The organism is Microbacterium sp. K27 (assembly GCF_004794435.1).
GTDB classification, from domain to species: domain Bacteria; phylum Actinomycetota; class Actinomycetes; order Actinomycetales; family Microbacteriaceae; genus Microbacterium; species Microbacterium maritypicum_A.
The window spans coordinates 1-26,013 of record NZ_SSDK01000036.1 but is presented as its reverse complement, the minus strand read 5'-3'; the positions used below and the strand labels follow the sequence as shown (position 1 = coordinate 26,013).

The 26,013-nt window shown below is 69.4% G+C and carries 26 protein-coding genes; 18 read left to right on the top strand and 8 right to left on the bottom strand.

The window, feature by feature from the left end; all coding sequences use genetic code 11:
• Window positions 1-16: 16 nt before the first annotated feature.
• From rpsK to rplQ, 3 genes are all read left to right on the top strand, one after another.
• Window positions 17-415 carry a 30S ribosomal protein S11 gene (rpsK, locus tag DW307_RS07345; protein WP_017829189.1) on the top strand — a complete coding sequence of 133 codons (399 nt, stop codon included), beginning with the start codon at window positions 17-19 and terminating at the stop codon, window positions 413-415.
• A 134-nt stretch (window positions 416-549) separates the two neighbouring features.
• On the top strand, window positions 550-1,539 hold the full coding sequence (locus tag DW307_RS07340) for a DNA-directed RNA polymerase subunit alpha (protein ID WP_021201111.1): 990 nt from the start codon (window positions 550-552) through the stop codon (window positions 1,537-1,539).
• Between the two features lie 33 nt (window positions 1,540-1,572).
• Complete coding sequence (gene rplQ / locus DW307_RS07335) at window positions 1,573-2,130, top strand: 50S ribosomal protein L17 (protein ID WP_029258206.1); 558 nt, start codon at window positions 1,573-1,575, stop codon at window positions 2,128-2,130.
• Between the two features lie 71 nt (window positions 2,131-2,201).
• Here the strand turns inward: rplQ and DW307_RS07330 are convergent, their stop codons facing one another.
• Complete coding sequence (locus tag DW307_RS07330; protein WP_136024410.1) at window positions 2,202-3,776, bottom strand: AMP-binding protein; 1,575 nt, start codon at window positions 3,774-3,776, stop codon at window positions 2,202-2,204.
• Window positions 3,777-3,867: 91 nt separating this feature from the next.
• Complete coding sequence (locus tag DW307_RS07325; RefSeq protein ID WP_036271429.1) at window positions 3,868-5,088, bottom strand: PAS domain-containing protein; 1,221 nt, start codon at window positions 5,086-5,088, stop codon at window positions 3,868-3,870.
• A gap of 163 nt (window positions 5,089-5,251) precedes the next feature.
• Here DW307_RS07325 and DW307_RS07320 point away from each other — a divergent pair, with 163 nt between their 5' ends.
• The 13 genes from DW307_RS07320 to DW307_RS07260 all read left to right on the top strand — a co-directional run bounded on the left by DW307_RS07320 (window position 5,252) and on the right by DW307_RS07260 (window position 17,276).
• Complete coding sequence (locus DW307_RS07320; protein ID WP_136024409.1) at window positions 5,252-6,271, top strand: Bug family tripartite tricarboxylate transporter substrate binding protein; 1,020 nt, start codon at window positions 5,252-5,254, stop codon at window positions 6,269-6,271.
• Between the two features lies 1 nt (window position 6,272).
• Entirely contained in the window at window positions 6,273-6,842 is a 570-nt protein-coding gene (locus DW307_RS07315) for a tripartite tricarboxylate transporter TctB family protein (RefSeq protein WP_021201106.1), read from the top strand.
• The gene (locus DW307_RS07310; protein WP_136024408.1) at window positions 6,842-8,389 is read left to right on the top strand and encodes a tripartite tricarboxylate transporter permease; all 1,548 of its coding nucleotides are present in this window, start codon (window positions 6,842-6,844) and stop codon (window positions 8,387-8,389) included. Before DW307_RS07315 ends, DW307_RS07310 begins: the two co-directional genes overlap by 1 nt.
• A gap of 49 nt (window positions 8,390-8,438) precedes the next feature.
• Window positions 8,439-9,236: a sulfite exporter TauE/SafE family protein gene (locus DW307_RS07305; RefSeq protein WP_017829181.1), complete on the top strand. Its 798-nt coding sequence runs from the start codon at window positions 8,439-8,441 to the stop codon at window positions 9,234-9,236.
• Window positions 9,237-9,246: 10 nt separating this feature from the next.
• Window positions 9,247-9,585 (top strand): hypothetical protein, encoded by a 339-nt coding sequence (locus tag DW307_RS07300; protein WP_205810430.1) that lies wholly within the window; start codon window positions 9,247-9,249, stop codon window positions 9,583-9,585.
• Complete coding sequence (locus tag DW307_RS07295) at window positions 9,578-11,137, top strand: sensor histidine kinase (protein ID WP_136024407.1); 1,560 nt, start codon at window positions 9,578-9,580, stop codon at window positions 11,135-11,137. Before DW307_RS07300 ends, DW307_RS07295 begins: the two co-directional genes overlap by 8 nt.
• Window position 11,138: 1 nt before the next feature.
• Window positions 11,139-11,798 (top strand): response regulator transcription factor, encoded by a 660-nt coding sequence (locus tag DW307_RS07290; protein WP_029258937.1) that lies wholly within the window; start codon window positions 11,139-11,141, stop codon window positions 11,796-11,798.
• Window positions 11,795-13,402 (top strand): SLC13 family permease, encoded by a 1,608-nt coding sequence (locus DW307_RS07285; RefSeq protein ID WP_205810428.1) that lies wholly within the window; start codon window positions 11,795-11,797, stop codon window positions 13,400-13,402. Before DW307_RS07290 ends, DW307_RS07285 begins: the two co-directional genes overlap by 4 nt.
• A gap of 119 nt (window positions 13,403-13,521) precedes the next feature.
• Window positions 13,522-14,724 carry a glycerate kinase family protein gene (locus tag DW307_RS07280; RefSeq protein ID WP_136024406.1) on the top strand — a complete coding sequence of 401 codons (1,203 nt, stop codon included), beginning with the start codon at window positions 13,522-13,524 and terminating at the stop codon, window positions 14,722-14,724.
• A 57-nt stretch (window positions 14,725-14,781) separates the two neighbouring features.
• On the top strand, window positions 14,782-15,252 hold the full coding sequence (locus DW307_RS07275) for an FAS1-like dehydratase domain-containing protein (protein ID WP_017829180.1): 471 nt from the start codon (window positions 14,782-14,784) through the stop codon (window positions 15,250-15,252).
• Window positions 15,252-15,653: a MaoC/PaaZ C-terminal domain-containing protein gene (locus DW307_RS07270; RefSeq protein WP_136024405.1), complete on the top strand. Its 402-nt coding sequence runs from the start codon at window positions 15,252-15,254 to the stop codon at window positions 15,651-15,653. Before DW307_RS07275 ends, DW307_RS07270 begins: the two co-directional genes overlap by 1 nt.
• Window positions 15,654-15,663: 10 nt before the next feature.
• Window positions 15,664-16,797, top strand: a complete 1,134-nt coding sequence (locus DW307_RS07265) for a UDP-N-acetylmuramate dehydrogenase (RefSeq protein WP_136024404.1) — start codon at window positions 15,664-15,666, stop codon at window positions 16,795-16,797.
• Between the two features lie 77 nt (window positions 16,798-16,874).
• Window positions 16,875-17,276 carry a VOC family protein gene (locus DW307_RS07260; protein WP_029267361.1) on the top strand — a complete coding sequence of 134 codons (402 nt, stop codon included), beginning with the start codon at window positions 16,875-16,877 and terminating at the stop codon, window positions 17,274-17,276.
• Here the strand turns inward: DW307_RS07260 and DW307_RS07255 are convergent.
• The 3 genes from DW307_RS07255 to ald form a co-directional block, all read right to left on the bottom strand.
• The gene (locus DW307_RS07255) at window positions 17,234-17,671 is read right to left on the bottom strand and encodes a hypothetical protein (RefSeq protein WP_029258932.1); all 438 of its coding nucleotides are present in this window, start codon (window positions 17,669-17,671) and stop codon (window positions 17,234-17,236) included. The two genes, DW307_RS07260 and DW307_RS07255, sit on opposite strands and share 43 nt — an antisense overlap.
• Before the next feature lie 98 nt (window positions 17,672-17,769).
• Complete coding sequence (locus tag DW307_RS07250) at window positions 17,770-18,969, bottom strand: pyridoxal phosphate-dependent aminotransferase (protein ID WP_136024403.1); 1,200 nt, start codon at window positions 18,967-18,969, stop codon at window positions 17,770-17,772.
• 81 nt (window positions 18,970-19,050) lie between these two features.
• On the bottom strand, window positions 19,051-20,145 hold the full coding sequence (gene ald, locus DW307_RS07245) for an alanine dehydrogenase (protein ID WP_029267355.1): 1,095 nt from the start codon (window positions 20,143-20,145) through the stop codon (window positions 19,051-19,053).
• A 103-nt stretch (window positions 20,146-20,248) separates the two neighbouring features.
• Here ald and DW307_RS07240 point away from each other — a divergent pair, with 103 nt between their 5' ends.
• Window positions 20,249-20,767: an Lrp/AsnC family transcriptional regulator gene (locus DW307_RS07240; protein WP_136024402.1), complete on the top strand. Its 519-nt coding sequence runs from the start codon at window positions 20,249-20,251 to the stop codon at window positions 20,765-20,767.
• A 13-nt stretch (window positions 20,768-20,780) separates the two neighbouring features.
• Here the strand turns inward: DW307_RS07240 and DW307_RS07235 are convergent, their stop codons facing one another.
• The 3 genes from DW307_RS07235 to aceA form a co-directional block, all read right to left on the bottom strand.
• Window positions 20,781-21,212, bottom strand: a complete 432-nt coding sequence (locus DW307_RS07235) for a hypothetical protein (protein ID WP_029258928.1) — start codon at window positions 21,210-21,212, stop codon at window positions 20,781-20,783.
• Window positions 21,213-21,310: 98 nt separating this feature from the next.
• Window positions 21,311-22,981: a malate synthase A gene (gene aceB, locus DW307_RS07230; RefSeq protein WP_029258927.1), complete on the bottom strand. Its 1,671-nt coding sequence runs from the start codon at window positions 22,979-22,981 to the stop codon at window positions 21,311-21,313.
• A 93-nt stretch (window positions 22,982-23,074) separates the two neighbouring features.
• Entirely contained in the window at window positions 23,075-24,400 is a 1,326-nt protein-coding gene (aceA, locus tag DW307_RS07225; protein WP_029258926.1) for an isocitrate lyase, read from the bottom strand.
• Window positions 24,401-24,533: 133 nt separating this feature from the next.
• On the opposite strand from aceA, the gene DW307_RS07220 reads away from it, so the two are divergent.
• Window positions 24,534-25,985 (top strand): helix-turn-helix domain-containing protein, encoded by a 1,452-nt coding sequence (locus tag DW307_RS07220; protein ID WP_021201088.1) that lies wholly within the window; start codon window positions 24,534-24,536, stop codon window positions 25,983-25,985.
• Window positions 25,986-26,013 lie beyond the last annotated feature (28 nt).

Genomic DNA, 26,013 nt, shown 5'->3' with positions numbered 1-26,013 from the left:
CTAGGAGAACACTTTCATGGCTGCACCCAAGGCCGCCGCGCGCAAGCCGCGCCGCAAGGAAAAGAAGAACATCGCGCTGGGCCAGGCCCACATCAAGTCGACGTTCAACAACACGATCGTCTCGATCACCGACCCGTCCGGCGCCGTCATCGCCTGGGCATCGTCGGGTGGCGTGGGCTTCAAGGGCTCCCGCAAGTCGACCCCGTACGCCGCAGGCATGGCCGCCGAGTCGGCTGCCCGCCAGGCTGCGGAGCACGGCGTCAAGAAGGTCGACGTCCTCGTGAAGGGTCCGGGCTCCGGCCGCGAGACCGCGATCCGCTCGCTGCAGGCCGCCGGCCTCGAGGTGGGTTCGATCCAGGACGTCACCCCGCAGGCGCACAACGGCTGCCGTCCGCCGAAGCGTCGCCGCGTCTGATTCGCGTGTCGAGCCGCTCGGTCCCTTCGTGGTCTGAGCGGCTCGACGCCCGCGTGCGGGCATCGACTTCCACAACTCAAAACCTCACCCCACCACATGTCATATAGCGGGCATGTGATCGAAAGGAACACAGAGTGCTTATTGCACAGCGTCCCACACTGACCGAGGAAAAGATCGTCGAGAACCGTAGCCGGTTCATCATCGAGCCTCTGGAGCCCGGCTTCGGTTACACGATCGGCAACGCGCTGCGTCGCAGCCTGCTGTCGTCGATCCCCGGTGCTGCTGTCACCAGCGTTCGCATCGACGGCGTGCTGCACGAGTTCAGCACCATCCCCGGCGTGAAGGAGGATGTCACCGAGATCATCCTCAACATCAAGCAGCTCGTCGTCTCGTCGGAGCGCGATGAGCCCATCACCGCGTACCTGCGCAAGACCGGTGCGGGCGAAGTCACCGCCGCTGACATCTCGGCTCCGGCCGGTGTCGAGGTGCAGAACCCCGAGCTCGTCATCGCGACGCTGAACGACACCGCGAAGTTCGAGCTCGAGCTCACCATCGAGCGTGGCCGTGGCTACGTCTCGGCGACGCAGAACCGCAACGAGTACGCCGAGGCCGGTCAGATCCCGATCGACTCGATCTACTCGCCGGTCCTCAAGGTCAGCTACCGCGTCGACGCGACCCGTGCCGGGGAGCGCACCGACTTCGACAAGCTCGTCCTCGACGTCGAGACCAAGTCGGCCATCAGCCCCCGCGACGCCGTCGCTTCGGCTGCGAAGACGCTCACCGAGCTGTTCGGTCTCGCCCGCGAGCTGAACGTCGAGGCCGAGGGCATCGAGATCGGCCCGGCGCCGGTGGAGGCAGTGAACTCCAGCGAGCTGTCGATGCCGATCGAGGACCTCGACCTGTCGGTCCGCTCGTACAACTGCCTGAAGCGTGAGGGCATCAACACCGTTTCCGAGCTCGTCGCCCTGTCGGAGACGCAGCTCATGAACATCCGCAATTTCGGCCAGAAGTCGGTCGACGAGGTGCGCGACAAGCTCATCTCGCTCGGTCTGTCGCTCAAGGATTCGGTGCCCGGTTTCGACGGCGCCCACTTCTACGGCGGCAGCGAAGACGAGTCCTTCTGATACCCGACCTTTCTGACCAGGAGTTAGACGATTATGCCCAAGCCCACTAAGGGTCCCCGCCTCGGAGGCGGCCCCGCACACGAGCGCCTGATGCTTGCCAACCTCGCGGCGGCGCTCTACACCCACAAGTCGATCAAGACGACCGAGACCAAGGCCAAGCGCCTTCGTCCGCTCGCCGAGCGTCTGATCACCTTCGCCAAGCGTGGCGACCTGCACGCGCGTCGTCGCGTGCTGTCGGTCATCGGTGACAAGGAAGTCGTGCACGTCCTGTTCTCCGAGATCGCGCCGCTCGTCGCTGACCGTGAGGGCGGCTACACCCGCATCACGAAGGTCGGCAACCGCAAGGGCGACAACGCGCCGATGGCCGTGATCGAGCTCGTCCTCGAGCCCGTCACCCCGAAGGCGAAGTCGACCAAGAAGGCTGCTGCTCCGAAGGCCGAGAAGGCCGAGAAGCCGGCTGAGGTCGTCGAGGAGGCTCCCGCTGAGGAGGCTCCCGCCGACGAGACCGTCGAGTCCGGCGCCGAGTCGCAGGCCGAGGGCGAAGCAGCCGAGGCTGCCGCCGAGGACGCTGTCGAGAAGAAGTCCGAGTAAGTACTTCGCTCACGAAGAAGCCCGCCACCCCGAAAGGGATGGCGGGCTTCTTCGTGTACCCGGTGACGTCGTCAGCGGGTACGCAGATCCTTGCGCAGGATCTTCCCCGAGCTCGACTTGGGGATCACATCGATGAACTCCACCTGGCGTACCTTCTCGTGCGGCGCGACATGCGAGGCGACGTGGGCCATGACCGCCTCGGCATCGAGTTCGGCTTCCGGCTGGCGTACGACGAAGGCCTTGGGCACCTCCTGGCCGTCCTCATCGAGTGCGCCGATCACGGCGGCATCCGCGATGGAGGGATGCTCGAGCAGCACGGCTTCCAGCACGGCCGGAGCCACCTGGTAGCCCTTGTACTTGATGAGTTCCTTGAGCCGGTCGACGATACGGTAGATGCCCTCATCGGTGACGGTGGCGACATCACCGGTGTGCAGCCAGCCGTCGGCATCGAGCATCTCTGCCGTGGCGTCCGGGCGGTTGAGGTAGCCGACCATGACCTGCGGTCCCCGCACCCACAGTTCGCCGGGCTCGCTCGCGCCCTCTGCCGGCACTGTGACGTCTTCGCCCGAATCGGGATCGACGAGCCGTGCTTCGGTGTTCGGCACGAGGGGCCCGATGGTCGAGCGGTCGATGTCGGTGCGTGCCTCGGAGATGAGGTTGACCGCGGGGCTGGTCTCGGTCATGCCGTACCCCTGGGTCACGATGCACCCCAAGCGGTTGGCCACCGCCGAGGCCAGGGCGCCGTCGAGAGGAGCGGCGCCGGAGAAGATCACCTTCACGGCGGAGAGGTCGTACTGGTCGACGATCGGATGCTTCGCGAGCGCGACCGCGATCGGGGGAGCGACGAACACCCAGGTGGTGCGGTGCTCGGCGATGATGCGCAGGAACTCGGGGAGGTCGAACTTCGGCATCGTGACGAGCCCGGCCCGTTGACGCAACGCGAAGTTCAGCAGTACCGTCATGCCGTAGATGTGGAAGAAGGGCAGGACGGCGAGCACCCGGTCACTGGCATCGACGCCGAGGACCGGACGGCACTGCGACACGTTGGCCACCAGGTTGCGGTGCGTGAGCATGACACCCTTCGGGCGGCCGGTCGTTCCCGAGGAGTAGGGGAGGACGGCGAGATGGGTCGCCGGGTCGAATGTCACGTCCGGCGCGGGGTGCCCTTCGCCGAGGAGCGCGGGGAGGGACGGGTGGCCCTCGGCGCCGTCGAGAACGATCACGTGGTCGGCGTCGAACCCGAGCTTGTCCGCGGCGGCCTGTGCGCCGGGAAGCAGAGGGGAGACCGTCACGAGCCAGGTCGCTCCGGCGTCGGTGAGCTGGTTCGCGATCTCGTCGGCGGTGTAGAGGGAGTTGATGGTGGTGGCCGTCGCCCCCGCGCGGAGGATGCCGTGGAAAACGGTGGCGAAGGCCGGGATGTTCGGACAGAGGACGCCGACAGTGGTGCCCACCCCGACTCCGCGTGCCGCGAGGGCGCCGGCGAAAAGGTCGATCTGTCCGACGAGCTGCCGGTAGGTGGTGGTCGCCCCGCTCATCCCGTCGACGAGGGCGATGGTGTCGAGTTCGGCTTCGGAGAGATCGCCGAACAGGAACTCGTGGATGGAGACCTCGGGGATCTCCACATCGGGATAGGTACTGCGAACCATGAGATCTCCTTCGATCCGGGCAGGCTGACGACGACGTCGAATGCGATCCAGTGTCGCACACAATGGCACTGCGTCCCAGGGGTGACGGGCCTCAGACGGCGTCGTTCGACCGGTAGCGGGTACTCGGGCGGCCCTTGGTCGAGTAGTCGAGTGTGCGGGTCGCTCGGCCGGAGCCGGCGAGATGCTCGAGGTAGCGGCGGGCGCTGACGCGGGAGATCTCGAGGTCGTCGCCGATCTCGGTCGCCGAAGCGTCGGGGCGCGCAGCGAGAGCTGCGCAGACACGATCGAGCGTCTCGGCGCTCAGTCCCTTGGGGAGCCCGAGTCGCTGTCGGAACGCGATGATCGCATCCGCGGCCTCGACCCGTCGCACCACGTCATGCAACTCGGTGTGATCGCGCAACAGCAGCGTCGCTCCGATGCCTTCGCCGTCTGCCTCGCTTCCGGTGCTGCGGGCGACGAGCACGTGCGCCCCGACGATCACCGGCCGGCCGGCGGACTCGCCCTGCCGGAGCACCGTGGCGAGCTCTGTGCCCAGGACCTCGGCGGCGGGTTCGCCGTCGAGATCGGCGGCATCCCTGTCGAGGAATCGGGCGGCGGCGTCGTTGACGAGCGTGATCCGCCCGGTGCCGTCGACCGTGATGACCCCTTCGCTCAGACCGTGCAGCGTGGTCTCCTGGTTCTTCACGAGAGCGGCGATCTGGTGGGGTTCGAGACGGTAGATGCGCCGCCGGATGATGGAGGTCACCCACGCCGAGCCGAACACCCCGAGAACAGCAGCCGCCAGCATCGCCGAGATCAGCCAGACGAGATTGGCCGAGAACTCCTCGTTCAGCTCCGACTCGAGAATTCCGACGGATGCGGTGCCGATCACGTCTCCCTCATCGTCACGGATGGGCACCTTGACCCGCCACGACGTGCCGAGCGTGCCGGTCTGCGTGCCGACGTAGATCTCGCCGGCGAGAGGGATCGACGGGTCGGTGGAGACCTTCTCGCCGATGCGCTCCGGATTCGGGTGCGAGTAGCGGATGCCGTCTTCGTTGGCGACGACGACGTAGGCGAGATCGGAGGCCTCGCGGATGACCTCGGCGATCGGCTGGATGGCTGCGGAGGGCTCGGCATCGTCGAACGCCGCGTGCACCGTCGGGAGCGCGGCGATCGACTGGGCCACGGCCTGCATCCGGTCCTTGTACGCCTCGCGGAGAGCCTGCTCCTGGAACGCGCCGGCCACGATGCCGGTCGCCAGGGTCACCAGGAACACGATCAGCGCCTGCAGCACGAGCAACTGCACGCGGAGCGTCATCTTCGAGGCCACCTGCTCATTCTGGCCCTTCGGCGAGTGCGGTGCGAGCGGGCGGGAGAGCCGCTCGTGACCAATAGTTCCGAAACTCCGACCAATGGTTTCCGAAGCTGGAGCAGGCGCCGCTCCCGCTCCAGGGTGGAGCCACAGCACCACGAACGCTCAAGGAGGAGCGCACATGAAGAACGCACGCATCGCAACCCTGGCCGGGCTGGCCGCGGTCGCAGCCCTCACCCTCACCTCGTGCGCGGGAGGCAGCGCAGCGACCGACGACGGTGGAGGGGAAGCAGAGACCGCCACCGTCACCGACGTCTCGATCGTGGTCCCGGCGGATCCCGGTGGGGGATGGGATCAGACGGGCCGGGCGCTGTCGCAGGTGCTCACGCAGGACGACCTCGTGGCCTCCGCCCCGGTGACCAACGTGGGCGGTGCCGGTGGCACGGTCGGCCTCGCCCAGCTCGCCAACGAGAAGGACCCGAACACGCTGATGGTGATGGGCCTGGTCATGGTCGGAGCGGTCGAGACCAACGCCTCGGCCGTGCGGATCGAGGACACCACACCGATCGCCCGACTCACCGACGAACCACTCGTCGTGGTGGTGCCGGCCGACTCGAAGTACGACACGCTCGAAGACCTCGTCGACGACGTCGTCGACAACGGCCAGGCGGTCACGATCACCGGCGGCTCGGCGGGCGGCGCCGACCACATCCTCGCCGGTCTCATGCTCGAGGAAGCAGGACTCGACGGGGCCGAGATCGCCGAGAAGCTGAACTACACGCCGAACTCCGGTGGCGGCGAGGCCGTTCCGCTGCTGATCGGCGGCAAGGTCGCCGCGGGCATCTCGGGCGTCGGCGAGTTCGCGCAGCACATCGAGAGCGGCGCGCTCAAGGCTCTGGCTGTCTCGAGCGAGGAGCCGGTGTCGCAGCTCCCGGATGTCCCGACCATCACCGAGGAGGGGTACGACGTGGTCCTGACCAACTGGCGCGGCGTGATCGCCCCCGGTGGCATCTCCGACGGCGAGAAGGACCAGCTGGTGCGCGTGATCACCGAGCTGCACGAATCCGAGGCGTGGACGGAGCAGCTGGAGACCAAGGGGTGGACCGACGCGTTCCTGGTCGGCGCGGAGTTCGATGACTTCCTCACCGGGAACATCGAAGAGGTCACGGCGACGCTGAAGAACATCGGTCTGGTGCAGTGACATGACGGTCCCCGCCTCATCGGGGACCGAGGAGCAGGGGGTGCGGGTCGACCACGATGGTCGACCCGCACGCCGCTCTCCCTCCGTCCCCCTCGGCGAGCTCGTGTTCGCCGGAATCATGGTCGCGCTCGGCGTATTCGCCGTCGTCGGCATCTTCCTGATCCACGTCCCCGTCGGGATGAAGGCCGGTCCGACGGTCTTCCCGATCTTCGTCTCGGTCATCCTGCTCGCCTCGGCCGTCGCCGTTCTCATCGGCGTGCTGCGCGGGGAGCGCGGCGGTGCGGAGGAGGCGGAGGACATCGATGAGAGCCTGCCGACCGACTGGGTCACCCTCGCCAAGCTGGCCGGTCTCGTCGTCGCGCACCTGCTCCTGATCGAGCCGCTGGGGTGGGCGCCGGCGGCCGCTCTGCTGTTCGGCGGGGTCGCGTGGTCGCTCGCCGCCAAGCGGTGGTGGATGGCGTTCCTGATCGGCATCGTGGTCGCGCTCGTGATCCAGGTCGTCTTCGGCGGTCTGCTCGGCCTGTCGCTGCCCTGGGGCCCTGCTCTCGGCTGGCTCGGAAGGATGTTCTGATGGACAGTTGGACCCTGCTCCTGGAGGGCTTCGCGACCGCGCTGCAGCCGCAGTACCTCGCCTTCGCCTTCCTCGGCGTCTTCGTCGGCACCGCGGTCGGGGTGCTCCCGGGCATCGGCCCCGCGATGACGGTGGCGCTGCTGCTTCCCCTCACCTACACGCTCGACCCCGCAGCGGCGTTGATCACGTTCGCGGGCATCTACTACGGCGGCATGTACGGCGGCTCGACGACGAGCATCCTCCTGAACACACCGGGGGAGTCGGCCTCGATAGTCACGGCGATCGAGGGCAACAAGATGGCCAGGATGGGGCGGGGCGCTGCCGCGCTCGCCACCGCCGCCATCGGGTCCTTCATCGCCGGCACCCTGGCGACGCTGGGCCTCACGCTGCTCGCACCGCTGCTCGCGCAGTTCGCCGTGAACCTCGGGCCCGCCGACTACGTGGCCCTCATCGTCATCGCGTTCATCACGGTCGGCGCGCTGATCGGCAGCTCGATCTCGCGCGGCATGCTCTCGCTCGGCGTCGGCCTGTTCCTCGGGCTGGTCGGCACCGATTGGCTCTCCGGCCAGCAGCGCTACACGCTGGGGCTCCCGGCGCTGTCCGACGGCGTCGACATCGTGCTGGTCGCCGTCGGCCTGTTCGCGGTCGGGGAGACGTTCTACATCGCCGCCCGGTTGCGGCACGTCGGGGTCGACGTGATCCCCGTGACCCGCGGGTGGCGCTCGTGGATGACGAGGTCCGACTGGCGGAGGTCCTGGAAGCCGTGGCTGCGCGGCACGGCGATCGGCTTCCCGATCGGCACGATCCCCGCCGGCGGCGCCGACGTCGCCACGTTCCTGTCGTATGCGACCGAGCGCAAGCTGTCGAAGCACCGCGACGAGTTCGGACGCGGTGCGATCGAGGGCGTCGCCGGTCCGGAGTCGGCGAACAACGCCGCGGCCGCCGGAGTGCTGGTGCCCCTGCTCACGCTGGGCCTGCCGACGACGGCGACTGCGGCGATCATCCTCACGGCGTTCCAGTCGTACGGCATCCAACCGGGACCGCTGCTGTTCGAGAGCCAGTCGAACCTGGTGTGGGCGCTCATCGCGAGCCTCTACATCGGCAACGTGATCCTGATCGTGCTCAACCTGCCGCTCGTGGGCATGTGGGTGAAGCTGCTGCAGATCCCGCGGCCGTATCTGTACGCGGGCATCCTCCTGTTCGCGGTGTTCGGGGCATACGCACTGCACAGTTCGCCGTCGGACATCGTGATCCTGCTGATCGTCGGCATCCTCGGCTACTTCATGCGCAGGTACGGCTATCCGGTCGCGCCGCTCGTGGTCGGCATGATCCTGGGGCCGATGGCCGAGGAGCAGCTGCGCAAGGCGCTGCAGCTGAGCCAGGGGGATCTGAGCACGCTCGTCATGCAGCCGTTCGCGGCGATCGCCTACGGGGTGCTCGCCCTGCTGATCGTCGGCGGACTCTGGTTGCGGCGTCGCCAGCGCCGGTACGAGCAGGCGCTGACCGCGTCGATCGCGGTGCCGATCAAGGCGGACTCCGAGGTCTGATCCGCGACGCGGGTTCGAGAGGGGAGGAGGCCGCGAGTAGGCTGATCCGGTGAGTGACGTACAGGCCCCCGCACGAGGGCCTCGCGCCTACGCGGCGTTCATCGGCATCGGCCTTCTCGCCGGCCTCCTCTCCGGACTCTTCGGCGTGGGCGGTGGCACGGTCATCGTTCCGCTTCTCGTGCTCCTGCTGCACTTCGATCAGCGCCTCGCGGCAGGGACATCCCTCGCGGCGATCGTGCCGACGGCGAGCGTCGGCGTCATCTCCTACGCCACGACCGGGTCTGTCGCCTGGATCCCCGCGATCATCCTCGCCGCCGGCGCCGTGGTGGGTGCGCAGATCGGCACACGGCTGCTGCCGCGCATCTCGCAGACCGCCCTGCGCTGGGGTTTCGTCGGCTTCCTGCTGGTCGTGATCGTCAGCCTCTTCCTGGTCATCCCCTCGCGCGATGCCGCGTTCGAACTGTCCTGGCTGACAGGTATCGCCCTCGTCGGCGTGGGCATCGGCACCGGCATCCTCGCCGGGCTCATCGGCGTCGGCGGCGGCGTGATCGTCGTGCCCGTGCTGATGCTGGCGTTCGGCACCAGCGACCTGGTCGCCAAGGGCACGTCGCTGCTCATGATGATCCCGACGGCGATCTCGGGCACCGTGGGAAACCTCCGCAACCGCAACGTCGATCTGCTCGCCGCGCTGCTCATCGGCGTCTCCGCCTGCACGACGACGGCGCTCGGGGCATGGTTGGCGACGATCGTCGATCCGACTCTCGGCAACATGCTGTTCGCGGCATATCTGGTCGTGATCGCGGTGCAGATGGCGATCAAGGCGGTCAGAGGGCGCAAGCGGGCCTGAGCGTGTCCGGATGAAGGGATCTTCATCCACGGCTCATCTGCCCATCATGATCGACGGGCATCATGGGGTCATGCCCACTCCACGACGCCTTCTCGTCACCGGCGCCCTGATCGCGATCCCGGTCGCCTTCGCGGTCGGAAGCGTCGTGCTGGCGCAGATGCCGCCCTCGCCGCGGATCCCTACCGAACCCGTGTCGGTGCAGCTCGCGCCGCCGGTGCCGAGCGAGGCGCCTGCGCCCGTGCCTGCGCCGGCACCTGCGCCGGCCCCTGCCCCGGCACCGGTACCTGCGCCTGCGCCCGCCCCACCCGCTGGCGACGACGACGATGACGGTGGCGGCGATGATGACTGACGCCCCTACCCTGCCCCTGGATCTCGACGAGAGCGCCACGCCGCACGCGCCGACGCGTGCGGCGGCGCAGGGCCTCGCGGCCACCGGTGCGCCGCTGCGCACCTTGCGCCGCCGCACTCTGCCCGCCCGCTGGCGTATCACGCTGTGGATCATCCTCAGCACCGCCATCACGCTCCTCGCCGTCGGCATGGTCGGCCGCAGCATCTTCCTCGCCGGTGTGGAGCAGTCGGCCAACGCCGAGATCGAGCAGGAGGCCTCTGAGTTCTCCCGATTCGCGGAGGATGCCGCGGCCAGTGGTCACACCACGGCCGAGGAGCTGGTCAGCGAGTACGTCGCCCGCCAGTCCGTGCACGAGAACGAGGTCGTGATCGCCACCGTCGAGGGGGCGGTGATCGCGGTCGCGAACGGCCGCGTGCAAGCGACGGATGCCTCCGCGCTCGCTGCAGTGCCGGGCGGCGAGGCGCTCGCGAACCGACTGCTCGATGAGACGTCGGCGTCCGGCGCGATGGATGCGCCCGACGTGGGCCCCCTGCGCTGGGGTCGGTTGGAGTTCACCACCGGTGATCGCGGTGGCGCGGTGCTGATCGTGCAGTACACGCAGGAGGCGCGCTCGCAGGTCGACGCGGGATTCGCCACGATCGCGTGGGTGGCGCTGATCGGGATCCTGCTCAGCTCCGGCGTCGCCTGGCTCGTCGCCGGGCAGATCCTGGCTCCCGTGCGAGAGGTGTACCGGGTCGCCCGCGACATCGGAGAGCACGACCTCTCGGCGCGCGTGCCGGTCGAGGGCACCGACGACATCGCGGCGGTGGCCACGACCTTCAACCAGATGCTCGACCGCCTCGAGGCCGTGCACGCGACGCAGCAGCGCTTCGTCGACGATGCGGGGCACGAGCTGCGCACGCCGATCACCATCGTCCGCGGTCAGTTGGAACTGCTGAGCGAAGACCCGGAGGAGCGTGCGGCGACCCTGCGTCTCGTCAGCGACGAGCTCGACCGCATGAGCCGCATCGTCACCGACCTGCTCGTGCTCGCGAGGGCCGAGCAGCCCGACTTCGTGCGGGTCGCGAACTGCGACACCGCCGCCCTCACCCTCGACATCGAGGCCAAGGCGCAGAACCTCGGAGATCGTCGCTGGCAGCTCATGGAGGTGGCCGAGGGGACGGCGGCGCTCGATCCCCAGCGGGTGACCCAGGCCGTGCTGCAGCTCGCGGCGAACGCGGTGCAGGTGACCGAGACAGGTGACCGCATCCTCATCGGTTCGCGCTTCGACGGCGAGGGGAGCGAGCGGCGGCTGCGGCTGTGGGTGCGCGACTCCGGTCCCGGGGTCGCCGTGGCCGACGCCGAGCGCATCTTCGAGCGCTTCGCCCGCGGCGACAGCTCCGGTGCGCGACGAGGGTCGGGGCTCGGGCTCGCGATCGTGCGGGCGATCACCGATGGACACGGCGGTTCAGCCTGGGTCGACAGTGTGTTCGGAGAAGGTGCCACGTTCGGCATCGACCTTCCGGCACCCACCACCACGCGGTTCGACACCGCGGCAGAGAGGAGCGAGTGAGATGCGCAGCATCCTCATCGCGGAAGACGACCCGCACATCACCTCGTTCGTCCGCCGGGGCCTGCGCGCGGCCGGCTACGAGACCGCCGAGGCGGCCGACGGCCACACCGCGCTGCTGATGGCACGCAGCGGCATGTTCGATCTGGTGCTGCTCGACATCGGGCTCGGCGGCATGGACGGTTTCGACGTGCTCGCCAACCTGCGCGGCGAGGGCGTCGCGACACCGGTCATCATCCTCACCGCCCGTGACTCGGTCATCGACACGGTGCGGGGCTTGGAGAGCGGGGCGAACGACTACGTCACCAAGCCGTTCCAGTTCGCCGAGCTCATCGCCAGGGTGCGGCTGCGGATCGGCGACGGCGAGGGACGCGCGGCCGGCCCCGTGCTCACCCACGGCGATGTGCGGGTGGATGTGCGCGCCCGCACGGTCACGGTCGACGGCGACATGCGCGAGCTCACCTCGCGGGAGTTCGCCCTGCTCGAGGTGTTCCTGCAGAACGCCGGCCAGGTGCTGTCGCGCGACCAGCTGATCGGGCACGTGTGGGGGATGGACTTCGATCCGGCCTCCAACGTGGTCGACGTGTACGTGCGGGCGCTGCGCGGCAAGATCGGTGTCGATCGCATCGAGACGGTGCGCGGGGCGGGATACCGATTCCGATGAGTGATCCCACCCATACCCCGACCGAGAACGCGCGCCGGGTGGCCGAGCCGTCGGCGGTCGAGCGCACGCGATTCTCGACGATGCCGCCGCAGCGCCCGACTCCGTTCCCCGGTCGCAACTCGGCCGGAGGTGGCTTCGCGGTGCGCCGGCTCGGGCGTGGGCGCATCCTCAGCCTCCTCGCCCTCGGACTCGTGCTGATCGCGGGGCTCGCCATGGCGCTGTCGTCGCTGTCTCACGGTGCCGGCCCCAGCCGGGTGACCATGCCGATCGCCGTGACCCTCACCGTGTTCCTGCTCGCGGTGTGGGCGTGGACATCCACCGGCCTCGATGACACGCTCGTCGCCTTCCTCGCCGCGATCGCCCTGATCGTCACCGGCGTGCTGCCGGCGAGCGACTTCTTCGCCTCCCTCGGCGACGAGACGATCTGGCTGCTCATAGGCGCGTTCGTGATCGCCTCCGCAGTGTCGTCCTCCGGCCTCGCTCTGCGCGGTGCCTCGCATCTGCTGCGGTTCGCACGCGGGCCGCGGAGCCTGTTCCATCTGACGACCGTCGCCCTCACGCTCACCGCCTTCGCCGTGCCCGCCACCTCCGGGCGCGCCGCGCTCGCCGTCCCCGTGCACACGGCGGTCGCGGCCGCGCTTCCCGGACGCGAGCGGGTGATCCGCGCCCTCGCCCTGCTGATGCCGACCGTGGTCCTGCTCTCGGCCGTCGGCTCGCTGCTCGGCGCGGGGGCGCACATCGTGACGGATCAGCTGCTGCGGGCCGCGGGCGAGCAGGGCTTCACGTTCCTGAGCTGGCTCTGGCTCGGGCTGCCCCTCGCCGTGGTCTCGTCGCACCTGGCCTGCGAGCTCATCCTCTGGCGCTTCACCCGCCGCGACGACCGCAGCACGCCGCTGCGGATGAGCGCGACGGATATCGGCCGCTCCGCATCGACCGCCGTGACCGGGCCGCTCAGCACCATGGAGCGACGCGCTGGCGTGCTGCTGGGCGGTGTGATCCTCCTCTGGGCCACGGAACCGCTGCACCATCTGTCGCCGGCACTGGTCGCCCTCATCGGAGCCGTCGCCGCCGTGACGCCCGGGATCGGCTGCCTGACCTTCCCCGCTGCGATCAAGCGCGTGCCGTGGTCGCTGCTGCTGTTCCTCGCCGCGACTCTCGCGCTGGCATCCGCGCTCACCAGCACGGGCGCCGCCGCCTGGTTGAGTTCGTCGGCGCTCGCCCCGCTCCGGGGGCTCGGCGCCGCGGGGGCCGTCGCGTTCGTGCTCGTGGTCATCGCGATCTCGATCGCCGCGCACCTGCTGATCCCGTCGCGGTCGGCCCGCTCCGCCGCGATCGTCCCGGTCGTGATCGCGCTCGCTCCCGCACTCGGCGTCTCCCCGATGGCGGCGGCGTTCGCCTCGACCGCCGCGGCCGGGTTCTGCCACACGCTCCCCAGTTCGGCGAAGCCGGTCGCCATGTTCGCCGACCCCGACATCGTGAGCGGGGGCTTCACCCCGCTGGACCTGCGTCGGCTCTCGGTGCTGCTGGCACCGGCGATGTTCGTGCTCGTGGCCGTCTTCGCCCTGTGGGTGTGGCCTCTGATGGGGCTGCCGCTGCTGCTCTGATCCGCGGCCCCGGCCCATCCCACACCCGCTTCACTCCGCGTGCGCCGCCGGTGCACCGGTGCTCGTCGTGCCCGCACACCGGGCGCTCGTCGCCCGTCTCGGGCGCAGAAGGAGGAATCATGTCGATCCACACCCCGCAGCGCATCCTGGTCGCACCCAGTGGCTTCAAGGAGAGCCTGAGCGCCGAGGCCGTGGCCCAGGCCATCGCCGCCGGCGTTCGTCGGGTCATCCCCGGCGTGCAGGTGGACGAGTACCCGGTGCCGGACGGAGGAGAGGGCACGGCCGCCGCGCTCGCCGCGGCGACCGGAGGAGAGCTCATCCCGGCACGGGTGACGGGCCCCGTCGGCGAACCGGTGGACGCGCACTGGGCGCGGCTCGGTGGGCACGCCATCGGGACCGCCGTGGTCGAGATGGCGTCGGCGGCGGGTCTGCGGCTCGTGCCGCGCGATCGCCGGGACCCGGGGGAGACGACGACGCGCGGCGTGGGCGAGCTGATCGCCTCTGCACTGGACGCCGGTGCGGAGCGGATCGTGGTCGGCTGCGGCGACTCCGGCACGAGCGACGGCGGTGCCGGGGCGCTCGAAGCGCTCGGCGTGCGCATCCTCGACCGAGACGGTGTGCCGATCACCGCGGGCGGGCGGCATCTCCGCGATGCGGTGCGCCTCGATCTCGCGGGTCTTCATCCCCGCATCGGCGAGGTCGAGATCGTGCTCGCCTGCAACATCCACAACGTCCTGTGCGGACCGCGCGGCGTGGCCAGGGTGTTCGGTCCGCAGAAGGGAGCGACGTCCGAGCAGGTCGAGGAGCTCGCGGACGCCCTCGACGTCTGGGCCGGTCTGCTCGAGGAGCAGAGTCCGTTCGGAGCGGCGATGGATGTGCGCACCGGCGGCGGCACCGGCGCCTCTGGCGGGCTCGGAGCGGGTCTCGCCGCCGTGCTCGGTGCGCGTCTCGCCCCGCGTTTCGAGGTGCTCCTCGACAGCGGGCTGCTGCCCGAGCCCCTCGATGAGCTGATGGCGGTGGCCGATCTCGTCATCACCGCCGAAGGGGCGATCGACTTCCAGACGCCTCGGGGCAAGGTGCCGGCCGAGATCGCGATGCGCGCCAGAGTCGCCGGCGTGCCGGTGCTCGGCATCGCCGGATCGCTGGGTGTCGGCGCGCCGACCGTGCATGACATCGGCATCGACGCGATCGCCTCGATCATCACCGTGCCGATGCCCCTCGAACAGGCGGTGGAACACGGCGAGGCACTGCTGCGCGACGCCGCGGAGCGCAGCATGAGGATGGTGCTGCTCGGATCGGCGATGTCCGCACGTGCGGCCTGAACTCCCGGGAGCCGACCCGCGGCCTGGTTCGCCGCCACCCCTCGGTAGGATCGAGGGGTGGCAGTGAACCAAGATCTGGTCGGCCGGGAGTTCCCGCCGACGGCCCCGTACCTCGTCGGCCGCGAGAAGGTGCGCGAGTTCGCTCGTGCCGTCTTCGCCGACGCCCCGCAGCACACCGACCTGAAGGCGGCCCGCGCGGCGGGCTTCTCCGACGTCGTGGCGCCGCCGACCTTCGCGATGGTCATCCAGGACCTCACGCTCCAGCAGCTCCTGGGGCAGGAGGATTCCGGCATCGTGCTCGCGCGCACCATCCACGCCGAGCAGCGCTTCACCTACACGCGCCCCATCGTCGCGGGCGACGAGCTCACCGCGCAGCTGCGCGTCACCGGCATCCGGATGATGGGCGGCAACGCGATGATCACCAGCGAGGCCGAGATCACCGACCCCGCGGGTGCTCACGTCGTCACCGCCACCAGCGTGCTGCTGGTCGGTGCCGAGCCGAGCGCGGATGAAGGAGAGGCCGCCTGATGGGCTACACCGTCGGAGACGTGCTCGCCGAGCGCACCGTGCACCTCACCCGCGAATCGCTGGTGCGTTACGCGGGAGCGTCCGGTGACTTCAACCCGATCCACTACCGCGATGATGTCGCCGCGTCCGTCGGGCTTCCCGGCGTGCTCGCGCACGGCATGCTCACGATGGGCATCGCCTCGTCGGTGGTCGTCGCGGCGCTCGACCCGGCCACCCGCATCCTCGACTACGGCGTGCGCTTCACCAAGCCGGTCGTGGTCGACCCCGACGAGGGCGCTGACGTCACCGTCGTCGCCACCGTGGGTGCCGTCGACGACGAGGCCGCGCGCATCGACCTCAAGGTCACGTTCGGCGAGACCACCGTGCTCGTCAAGGCGCAGCTGCGCATCGCTGTCCGATGAGGGCGAGCTGATGCGGGAGATCGAGCCGGTCCGTCTGGCGGAGCTGACCACGCTGCGCACAGGAGCAGCACCGGAGCGGATGTTCGAGGCGACGACGACGGCGGGTCTCGTCGATGCTCTGCGTGAGACGTGGGCGCGCGGCGACGAGTGGTTCATCCTCGGCGGCGGCTCCAACCTCTTCGTGGGCGACGAGCCGTTCGAAGGCACGGTCATCCGCGTGCGCACCGAGGGCATCGACGAGCTGCCGTCCCCGCACGCCGGCCGCATCCGTCTGCGCGCGCAGGCCGGCCACGGGTGGGACGACCTCGTCGCGTATGCCGTCGCCCACGGGTATGCGGGCCTCGAGGCCATGAGCGGGATCCCCGGCACGGTCGGCGCCGCCCCCGTGCAGAACATCGGGGCGTACGGGCAGGAGATCCAGGAGACGCTGGTCGAGGTCGAGCTGATCGACGAGTCGACCGGCGAGATCTCGACGGTTCCCGCTGCCGAGCTCGGGCTGGGTTTCCGCACCTCGGTGCTCAAGCATCACCATGGCAGTGTGCCGCTGCGCCGTGCCGTGATCCTCTCCGTGACCGTCGACCTGCTGATCGCGGGCGAGCGTGTGGTGCGCGGTGAGCAGCTGCGTCGGGCACTGGGTCTGACCGATGAGACACCGGTTCCGCTCGGCTGGGTGCGCGAGCGCATTCTCTCGACTCGCGCGTCGAAGGGCATGCTGCTCGACGCGGATGACCCCGACACCCACGGCGTCGGCTCCTTCTTCCAGAACGCGATCGTGACGGCGGCGGTCGCCGGCTCGTTGCCCCCGGAGTGCCCGCGCTGGCCGGTCGCCCCCGATCTGGACGCCGTGACCGTGATCCCGTTGGCGTCTTATGACGGACAGGTGCCGCTGTCGAAGCCCGCGGCGGTCTCCGACGTGAAGGTGAGCGCGGCCTGGCTCATCGAGCAGGCGGGCATCCGCAAGGGGTTCAAGCTTCCGCGCTCCCGCGCATCCGTGTCGACGAAGCATGCGCTCGCGCTGACCAACCGCGGTGGCGCGACCGCGGGCGAGGTCGCCGAGCTCGCCCGGTTCATCCAGAGCAGGGTGCACGCCGAGTTCGGTCTCGTGCTGCAGCCGGAGCCGGTTCTCGTCGGCGTCGAGCTTTAAGGGGTCGAACTCCAAGGCGTCGAACTCCAAGGCGTCGAACCGCAGGACACGTCGGCTGTCGCGGCTACACTCGCGGCATGAGCGGATTGATCCCGTACCTGCTGTTCCCCGGCAACGCCGCGGAGGCGCTGCGTCATTATCGATCGGTGTTCGGCGGTGAGCTCCAGCTGCTCGACTACGCCACCGCAGGGAGGCACGACGGCCCCGGCGATGCGATCGCGCACGGGCAGCTGAGCGGACTGGTCGAGATCGCCGGAGCGGATGCCGGAGCCGATGACGATGCCGTGCAGATGGGCGGCATGTTCCTCTCGTTGCTCGGCACGGCCGACGCCCTCACTCTGACCGGCTGGTACGACGAGCTCGCCGCCGGCGGCCGCGTGATCGACGCACTGCAGAAGCGACCCTGGGGTGACTTCGACGGCACGCTCGTCGACCGTTACGGCGTGCGCTGGCTGATCGGCTTCCGTCCCGAGGACTGAGGTGTCCCGCTGCCGAAGTAGGAACGAGACGACGGCAGGAGGATCAACACGACCGCCGCCGTGGTGACGGCGAGGGCCGCGATGGCGACCCAGAACTCCCAGATCGGGGCTGCTACCGCCGGAACATAGAGCGCGAGCGGGAGCGGGAACAGCAGGGTCGCGTATCGGGCCCACGACTTTCGTCTGATCACGAGCACCGTGATGGTCGCGTAGACGACCACCGGTACGAAGGCGAGCGCACTGAGCCACTGACGCGACTCTCCTCCCCAGTACCAGAGGAAGGGAGCGACCGCGAGGGAGAGGAAGAAGACCAGCACGGTCACCGTGATCAGGATGGGGAATGCCACCCGCAGAGTCACCGGCATCCGCTCATACTCCTGCTCGCCGTTCGTCATGCCTCCAGTATCGCTGACCCTCGCCTGAGGGCAGGAGACGTCGTGACGAAGGCCCCTCCCATCTGCAGACGGGAGGGGCCTTCGTCGGGTTCCGCGGGTCAGGTGAACAGACGCTGCAGGCGCTGCACGCCCTCGAGCAGCTGCTCGTCGCCCAGTGCGTATGACATGCGGATGTAGCCGGAGGGACCGAAGGCCTCGCCGGGGACGACTGCGACCTCGGCCTGGTCGAGGATGAGATCGGCGAGTTCGAGCGAGGTGGTCGGGGTCACGCCGCCCCAGGTGCGGCCCAGCAGGCCCTGCACGTCGGGGTACACGTAGAACGCGCCCAGCGGGTTCGGTACGACGAGGCCGTCGATCTTCGACAGCTCCGAGACGATCAGCTGGCGGCGACGGTCGAAGGCCTGGCGCATCTGCTCGGCCTCGTCCTGCGGGCCGGTGAGCGCGGCGATCGCGGCCTTCTGGGCGACGTTGTTCACGTTGCTGGTGAGGTGCGACTGCAGGTTGCCGGCGATCTTGATGGCATCGGCCGGCCCGACCATCCAGCCCACGCGCCAGCCGGTCATGGCGTAGGTCTTCGCGACGCCGTTGACGAGGATCGTCTGGCTGGCGACCTCGGGCACGGCGTCGACGATCGAGGTGGCCTTGACACCCTCGTAGGTGAGGTTCTGGTAGATCTCGTCGCTGATGATCCAGATGCCGTGCTCGAGCGCCCACTCGCCGATGGCCTTGGTCTCCTCGGCGGTGTAGACGGAGCCGGTGGGGTTCGACGGGGAGACGAACACGAGGGCGGTGGTGCGGGCGGTGCGTGCGGCTTCGAGCTGCGCGACCGTGACCTTGTACTCCTGGTCGGCCCCGGCGAAGACCTCGACGGGGGTGCCGTCGGCGAGGCGGATGGCCTCGGGGTACGTGGTCCAGTACGGGGCGGGCAGCAGCACCTCGTCGCCGGGGTTCACCACGGCCTGGAAGGCCTGGTAGACCGACTGCTTGCCGCCGTTGGTGACGATGACCTGGCTCGGAGACACCTCGAGTCCGGAGTCGCGGAGGGTCTTCGCCGCGATCGCCTCGCGCAGCGCCGGGAGGCCGGGAGCGGGCGTGTACCGGTAGCTCGCCGGGTCGGCCAGAGCCTCGGCCGCCGCATCCACGATGAACTGCGGCGTCGCGAAGTCGGGCTCGCCGGCAGCGTACGAGATGACGTCCTTGCCTTCGGCCTTGAGGGCCTTGGCCTTGGCATCGACCTTGAGGGTCGCGGACTCGGCGATGGCGGACAGCTTGCGGGAGAGGGGAGCGCGTTCGGTCACGATTACGAGCGTACTCGGGTCGGTGCGGCGGATGAGGTGTGGGATGCCGCCAAGATCCGGAGTTCTTTCGGGTTCGGAAGGTCAGTCGGTCGTGAGTCCGTGCGCCTGTGCGACGGCCGGAAGCGTGATGCGTCCGCCCTGCACGTTGAGACCCGCGGCCAGCGCGGCGTCGTCGGCCGCCGCCCGCTCCCAGCCCTTGCCGGCGATCGCCGAGACATAGGGGAGGGTCGCGTTCGTCAGTGCACGGGTCGCGGTCTCGGGAACCGCGCCCGGCATGTTCGCCACGCAGTAGTAGATCGAGTCGTGCACCGCGAATGTGGGATCGTCGTGGGTGGTCGGGCGCGAGCCCTCGAAGCATCCGCCCTGGTCGATCGCGATGTCGACGAGCACGGACCCCGGCTTCATCGCGGCGACCATGTCGTCGGTCACGAGCTTGGGGGCCGCGGCACCGGGGATGAGCACGGATCCGATCACGAGGTCGGCGGTCTTGAGCTCTTCGGCGATGTCGTAGCGGCTTGACGCACGGGTCTCGAGGGCGCCGCCGTAGCGGTGCTCGAGCTCGCGCAGACGCGGTAGGGAGACGTCGATCACGGTGACCTTCGAGCCGAGTCCGAGGGCGTTCGCCGCGGCGTGTTCTCCAGCGACGCCGCCGCCGATCACGACGGTCTTGGCGCGCGGCGTGCCGGCGATGCCGCCGAGCAGCATTCCACGTCCGCCCTGGGAACGCAGCAGCGAGTACGAGCCCATGGTGACCGAGAGGCGTCCGGCGATCTCGCTCATCGGCACGAGCAGCGGCAGGCTGCGGTCGGGCAGCTGCACGGTCTCGTACGCGACGGCGGTGGTCCCCGCCTCGACGAGGGCGGTAGTCAGTGCGCGGTCGGCAGCGAGATGCAGGTAGGTGAAAAGGGTGAGGTCGTCGCGCAGGAAGCCGTACTCCTGGGCGATCGGCTCCTTGACCTTGATGACCATATCGGCCTCGCCCCACGCGTCGGCGGCGGTGGCGACGATCTCGGCGCCGGCGGCCCGGTAGTCGTCGTCGGTGATGCGCGAGCCGAGCCCGGCCCCGGACTGCACGAGCACCCGGTGGCCCTCGTGCACCAGACGGTCGGCGCCGGCGGGAGTGAGGGAGACGCGGTTCTCGTTGTTCTTGACCTCGGTGGGGACGCCGATCTTCATTGATCCTCCAGGTTCGATGCGGTGCGGCACCCAGGATCGCAGAAACATCGACAGAACAACAGAATCGGTGAAGATGATTCGTGTGATGGGGAAATCCTGAATAATGCTTCGTATGGAGACCACCTCAGATGCCCCGGAGCCGAACACCGTTCGGGCCCCCGCCCTGGATGCGATCGACGCCAGGATCGTGCAGCTGCTCACGGCCGACGGGCGCATGACGAATGCCGAGCTCGCCGGGCGTCTGGGTGTCGCGCCCTCGACGGCGCACACCCGGCTGCGGGCGCTCGTGGATCGTGGCGTGATCACGGGCTTCCACGCGAGCGTGGACGAGCGGGCGCTCGGCGCGGGCCTGCAGGCGATCATCGGCGTCACGCTGCGTCCGAGCGGACGCCGGGAGAGCATCGTGGAGTTCGCGGACCGCGTGCGCGTGCTGCCGCCGGTGATCCAGCTCTTCTTCCTCGGTGGCGACGACGACTTCCTGCTGCACATCGCGGTCGCCGACTCGTCCGAGATGCGCGAGTTCGTGCTCGAGCATCTCTCGGCGCAGAGCAGCGTCGCCTCCACACGCACGAGCATCGTGTTCGACTACCACCGCAACTCGGTGGCCGCTTCCTTCCGCTGACGGCTGCCGCGGGTCAGGCGCCGTAGGACGCGGGCAGTGCGCAGTAGTCGGCGAACCGCCGCGTCGGGTGCGCGGGGTCGGTCACGTCGACGATCGCACCCGCGACCGTGTGCGGTGGCTCGTCGCCGGCCAGCTGCCACACCGCGTAGTTCCACATGCCCCTGGTGCGCTCGCCGAGCAGAGCCGCCGGTCCGGAGACGAGCAGGATGTCGCCGCTCTTCGGGCCTTCGCGGAACGCGGTGACCACGGAGCGGAGCTCGGCCTCGGCACCGTCCGGTGAGTGGTCGCGGATGACCGGCTGCCCTGACGCCGTCAGCGCGGCCGCGAGGTCGTCTGCCGCCTGTCGCGAGCGCCCGGCATCCGCCCCGGCCACCGCGAGCAGTCGTCGGCCGCGCGGGTAGAAGTGCAGGAACTCGGAGGCGATGTCCGCCCAGACGTCGGTCATGCCTCCAGGCTACGCCCGGGGAGGGGTATGGGAGCGGGAGCAGAGGGAGCCCCCGGGACCACGGCGGATGCCGCAGTCCCGGGGGCTCCCTCCTGTGCTCAGTCCTCGTCGATCAGGAACCGGCTGTAGGCGCCCAGTGTGAGGAAGGTGGGGAACTCCTCCTGGAGGGCGACCTCGCGGAAGATCTCCGCCGCGTCGTCGTACCGGTCGCCGTGGCTGCGCGTCGCCTGCGCGAGCACCTGGGCGATCAGACCCTCGATGTACTCCGCCGTGATCGGGGTGCCGTCCTGAGTGGTGCGGTCCTGGTGGATCCACTGCCACACCTGCGAGCGGCTGATCTCGGCCGTCGCGGCATCCTCCATCAGGTTGTCGATCGCCACGGCCCCGAGTCCGCGCAGCCAGGCCTCGAGGTAACGGATGGCGACCGACACGTTGTCGCGCACGCCCTGTGCTGTGATGGGCCGGCCGATGTGCAGGTCGAGCAGGTCGCGGGCCTCGACGTGCACGTCGTCACGCTGGCGGTCGACCTGGTTGGGGCGGTCGCCCAGCACGGCATCGAACTCCGCCTGCGCCGTGGGGATCAGGTCGGGGTGCGCCACCCAGGTGCCGTCGAAGCCGTCGCCGGCCTCGCGCTTCTTGTCGGCGGTGACCTTCTCGATCGCGCGTGCCGTCACCTCGGGGTCGCGGCGGTTGGGGATGAACGCGCTCATGCCGCCGATCGCGAAGGCGCCCCGCTTGTGGCAGGTCTGCACGAGCAGATCGGTGTACGCCCGCATGAACGGCACCGTCATCGTGACCTCGCTGCGATCGGGGAGCACGAAGCGCGCCCCGCGGCCGCGGTAGTTCTTGATGATCGAGAAGATGTAGTCCCAGCGGCCGGCGTTCAGGCCCGCGCAGTGGTCGCGCAGCTCGTAGAGGATCTCGTCCATCTCGAACGCCGCCGGCAGGGTCTCGATCAGCACGGTCGCGCGGATCGTGCCGTGCGGGATGCCGATGTACTCCTCGCTGAACGAGAAGACGTCGTCCCACAGCTTCGCCTCCTCGCTGGACTCCAGCTTGGCGATGTAGAAGTACGGTCCGCGACCGCCGTCGATCAGCGCCTGCGCGTTGTGCAGGAAGTAGAGGCCGAAGTCGACCAGGGAGCCGGATGCCGAGGTGCGACGACCGGCGCGGTCGATGAAGGCGATGTGCTTCTCGGGCAGGTGCCACCCGCGAGGGCGCATCACGATCGTCGGCGTGCGCTCCGCCGTGACGCGGTACTCCTTGCCGGGGCCGGATTCAGAGGCAGGCGATGTGAACGACAGCTCGCCGCGGATGGCGTCACGGAGCGACAGCTGCCCCTCGATGACGTTCTTCCAGGTCGGGCTCGTGGCATCCTCCTGGTCGGCGAGCCACACCCGCGCGCCGGAGTTCAGCGCGTTGATCGTCATCTTCGGGTCGGTCGGTCCGGTGATCTCGACGCGGCGATCCTCGAGACCGGGCCCGGCACCGGCGACCCGCCAGTCGCGATCCTCACGGATGTGGGCGGTGTCGTCGCGGAACTTCGGGTCGTGACCGTTGCCGATCTCGAAGCGACGGCGCATGCGGTCGGCGAGGCGGTCGTGGCGACGGGAGGCGAAGCGGTGGTGCAGCTCGGTGAGGAAGGCGACCGCTTCGGGGGTCAGGATCTCCGCGTAGCGGTCGCGGAGGGGGCCGGTGACCTTGATCGCGGGACCCTGCTGGGTCGTCTGGATCGGAGCCGTGGTCGGGGGAGCGGTGGGAGTGGTCATGATCGTGGGTCCTTTGAGTCGTGTCGAGTACTGCGACGAATGCGTCGAGCACCGCGACGAAGAGGGGCCACGCGCCCGGAGGGGGCGTGGGGATCAGTGGAACTGCGCGGCTTCGGTGGAGCCGGCGAGGGCGAGTGTCGCGCTGTCGGGGTTGAGCGCGGTGGAGATGACGTCGAAGTAGCCGGTGCCCGCCTCGCGCTGGTGCTTGGTGGCGGTGTAGCCGTCTGCTTCTGCGGCGAACTCGGCTTCCTGCAGCTCGACGTACGCGCTCATGGCGCGATCGGCGTAGCCGCGGGCGAGGTCGAACATCGAGTAGTTCAGGGCGTGGAAGCCGGCCAGCGTGATGAACTGGAACTTGTAGCCCAGGTCTGCCAGCTCCTGCTGGAACGTCGCGATCTCGGCGTCCGACAGGTGCTTCTTCCAGTTGAAGCTCGGCGAGCAGTTGTACGCCAGGAGCTTGCCGGGGAACTGCTCGTGGATCGCTGCGGCGAACGAGCGGGCGAGCTCGATGTCGGGCTCTCCCGTCTCGACCCACAGCAGGTCGGCATAAGGGGCGAAGGCGAGGCCGCGGCTGATGACCGACTCCAGTCCGGGCCGGATCCGGTAGAACCCCTCGGTGGTGCGCTCGCCGGTGGTGAACTGCTGGTCCCGCTCGTCGACGTCGCTGGTGAGCAGGTCGGCGGCGAGGGCATCGGTGCGGGCGATGATGACGGTTGGCACTCCGGCGACGTCGGCCGCGAGGCGGGCCGCGTTCAGGGTGCGGATGTGCTGCTGGGTGGGCACGAGCACCTTGCCGCCGAGGTGACCGCACTTCTTCTCGCTGGCCAGCTGGTCCTCCCAGTGGATACCGGCGGCACCGGACTGAATGAGCGACTGCGCCAGCTCGTAGGCGTTCAGGGGCCCTCCGAAGCCCGCCTCGGCGTCGGCGACGATCGGCGCGAGCCAGTCCTGCGTGGTCTCGCCCTCAGCGTGCTCGAGTTGGTCCTGGCGGATGAGCGCGTTGTTGATGCGGCGCACGACCGCCGGCACCGAGTTCGCGGGATACAGCGACTGGTCGGGGTAGGTCTGGCCGGCGAGGTTGCCGTCGGCGGCGACCTGCCATCCGGAGAGATAGATGGCCTTGAGTCCCGCCCGCACCTGCTGCACGGCCTGGCCGCCGGTGTAGGCGCCGAGCGCACGGACGTAGTCCTCGGTGTGCAGGAGGTTCCACAGATTGTCGGCACCGCGATGGGCGAGCGTGGCCTCTTCGCGGACCGAACCGCGGATGCGGATGACGTCTTCGGCCGAGTAGGTGCGCTCGACGCCGTCCCAGCGGGGGTCGGTGTCCCAGATCTCCTGGAGCTCGGCGGCCGTCTGAACCTGGTCGCCGGCTCGCAGACCGGCGGGGCGGGGCGTCGGGGTGTGGGCGGTGTTCGTCATGGTGTCTCCTCGGTGGATCCGGCGGCTGTGCCGGTGTGGCGTGGTTCCACTGTGCGTGAAGTTCGGAGGGCTGATCGACCGAATGTGAGGAGAAGATCGATGGAAATTCTGTTTCTGTGACAGAATCGGCCGCATGAGCACCATCGACGCTGCAGAAGAGGCCGACGCTCTCACGATCGGCCGCCGCATCCGCCAGCTCCGCACGGCGAAGGGCATGACCCTCGACGACCTCGCCTCTGCCGTCGATCGAGCGCCGAGCCAGATGTCGATGATCGAGACCGGAAAGCGCGAACCCAAGCTCACGCAGCTGCAGGCGATCGCCCGGGCGCTCGGGGTCACGATCGATGCGCTGCTGGAGGGCGAGCCGCTCGACGAGCGCAGTGCGGTCGAGATCGCGCTGGAGCGGGCGATGAAGGGGCAGACGTTCCAGGCGCTGGGCATCGAGCCTTTCCGCATCGCGAAGAGCCTGCCGACCGACGCTCTGAAAGCACTGCTCGCCCTGCACGGCGAGATCGACCGGCTCAAGGATGAGCGGGCCGCGACACCGGAGGAGGCCCGGCGGGCGAACGTCGAGTTGCGGCACCTGATGCGTCGGCAGGACAACCACTTCGCCGACCTCGAGGCGAAGGCCGCCGAGATCCTCTCCGCGGTCGGTCATCCGGGTGGTCCGCTGACCCAGCGCACGGCGTCCGAGATCGCGGCCTACCTGGGCTTCACCCTGCACTACGCGCCCGACCTGCCGCAGACCACCCGGAGCGTCGCCGACCTCGCGAACGGCCGGCTCTACCTGTCGAGCAGCGTGCCCGCGAAGGGCGATGCCCGCACCGCGGTGCTGCAGGCGCTGTCGAGCCGTATCCTCGGGCACTCCGAGCCGCGCAGTTACGCCGAGTTCCTGCGTCAGCGCGTGGAGACGAACTACCTCACCGGTGCGCTCCTCATCCCCGAGGCGCATGTGGTCCCGGCGCTGAAGGATGCCAAGCAGCGTCGGGCGATCTCGATCGAAGACCTGCGCGACGCCTACTCGGTGTCGTACGAGACGGCCGCGCATCGGTTCACGAACCTCGCGACCCGGCACCTCGACATCCCGGTGCACTTCCTCAAGGTGCATGAGTCGGGCACGATCACCAAGGCGTACGAGAACGACGACGTGAACTTCCCCACCGACCGTCTCGGGGCCATCGAGGGGCAGATGTGCTGCCGCCGGTGGACCTCGCGTGTGGTGTTCGACGAGGACGACCGCTTCAACCCGTATTACCAGTACACCGACACCGGGAACGGCACCTACTGGTGCACCGCCCGGGTGGAGTCGTCGAGCGAGGGGCTGCACTCCGTCAGCGTGGGCGTGCGCTTCGACGACACGAAGTGGTTCGTGGGGCGCGACACCTCGCATCGGGGCGTCTCGAAGCACTCGGTCGAGGTGTGCTGCCGCCGGGCGCCGGCCGACCTGGAGGACCGCTGGCGAGACAACTCCTGGCCGAACGTGAAGACCCCGCGCACGCTGCTGGCGACCCTTCCTACCGGGGCCTTCCCCGGCGTCGACACGACCGACGTGTACGAGTTCCTGGAGGCGCACGCCCCCCGCTGACCCCGCCCCGCCCGTCCCCGCCCCGCCC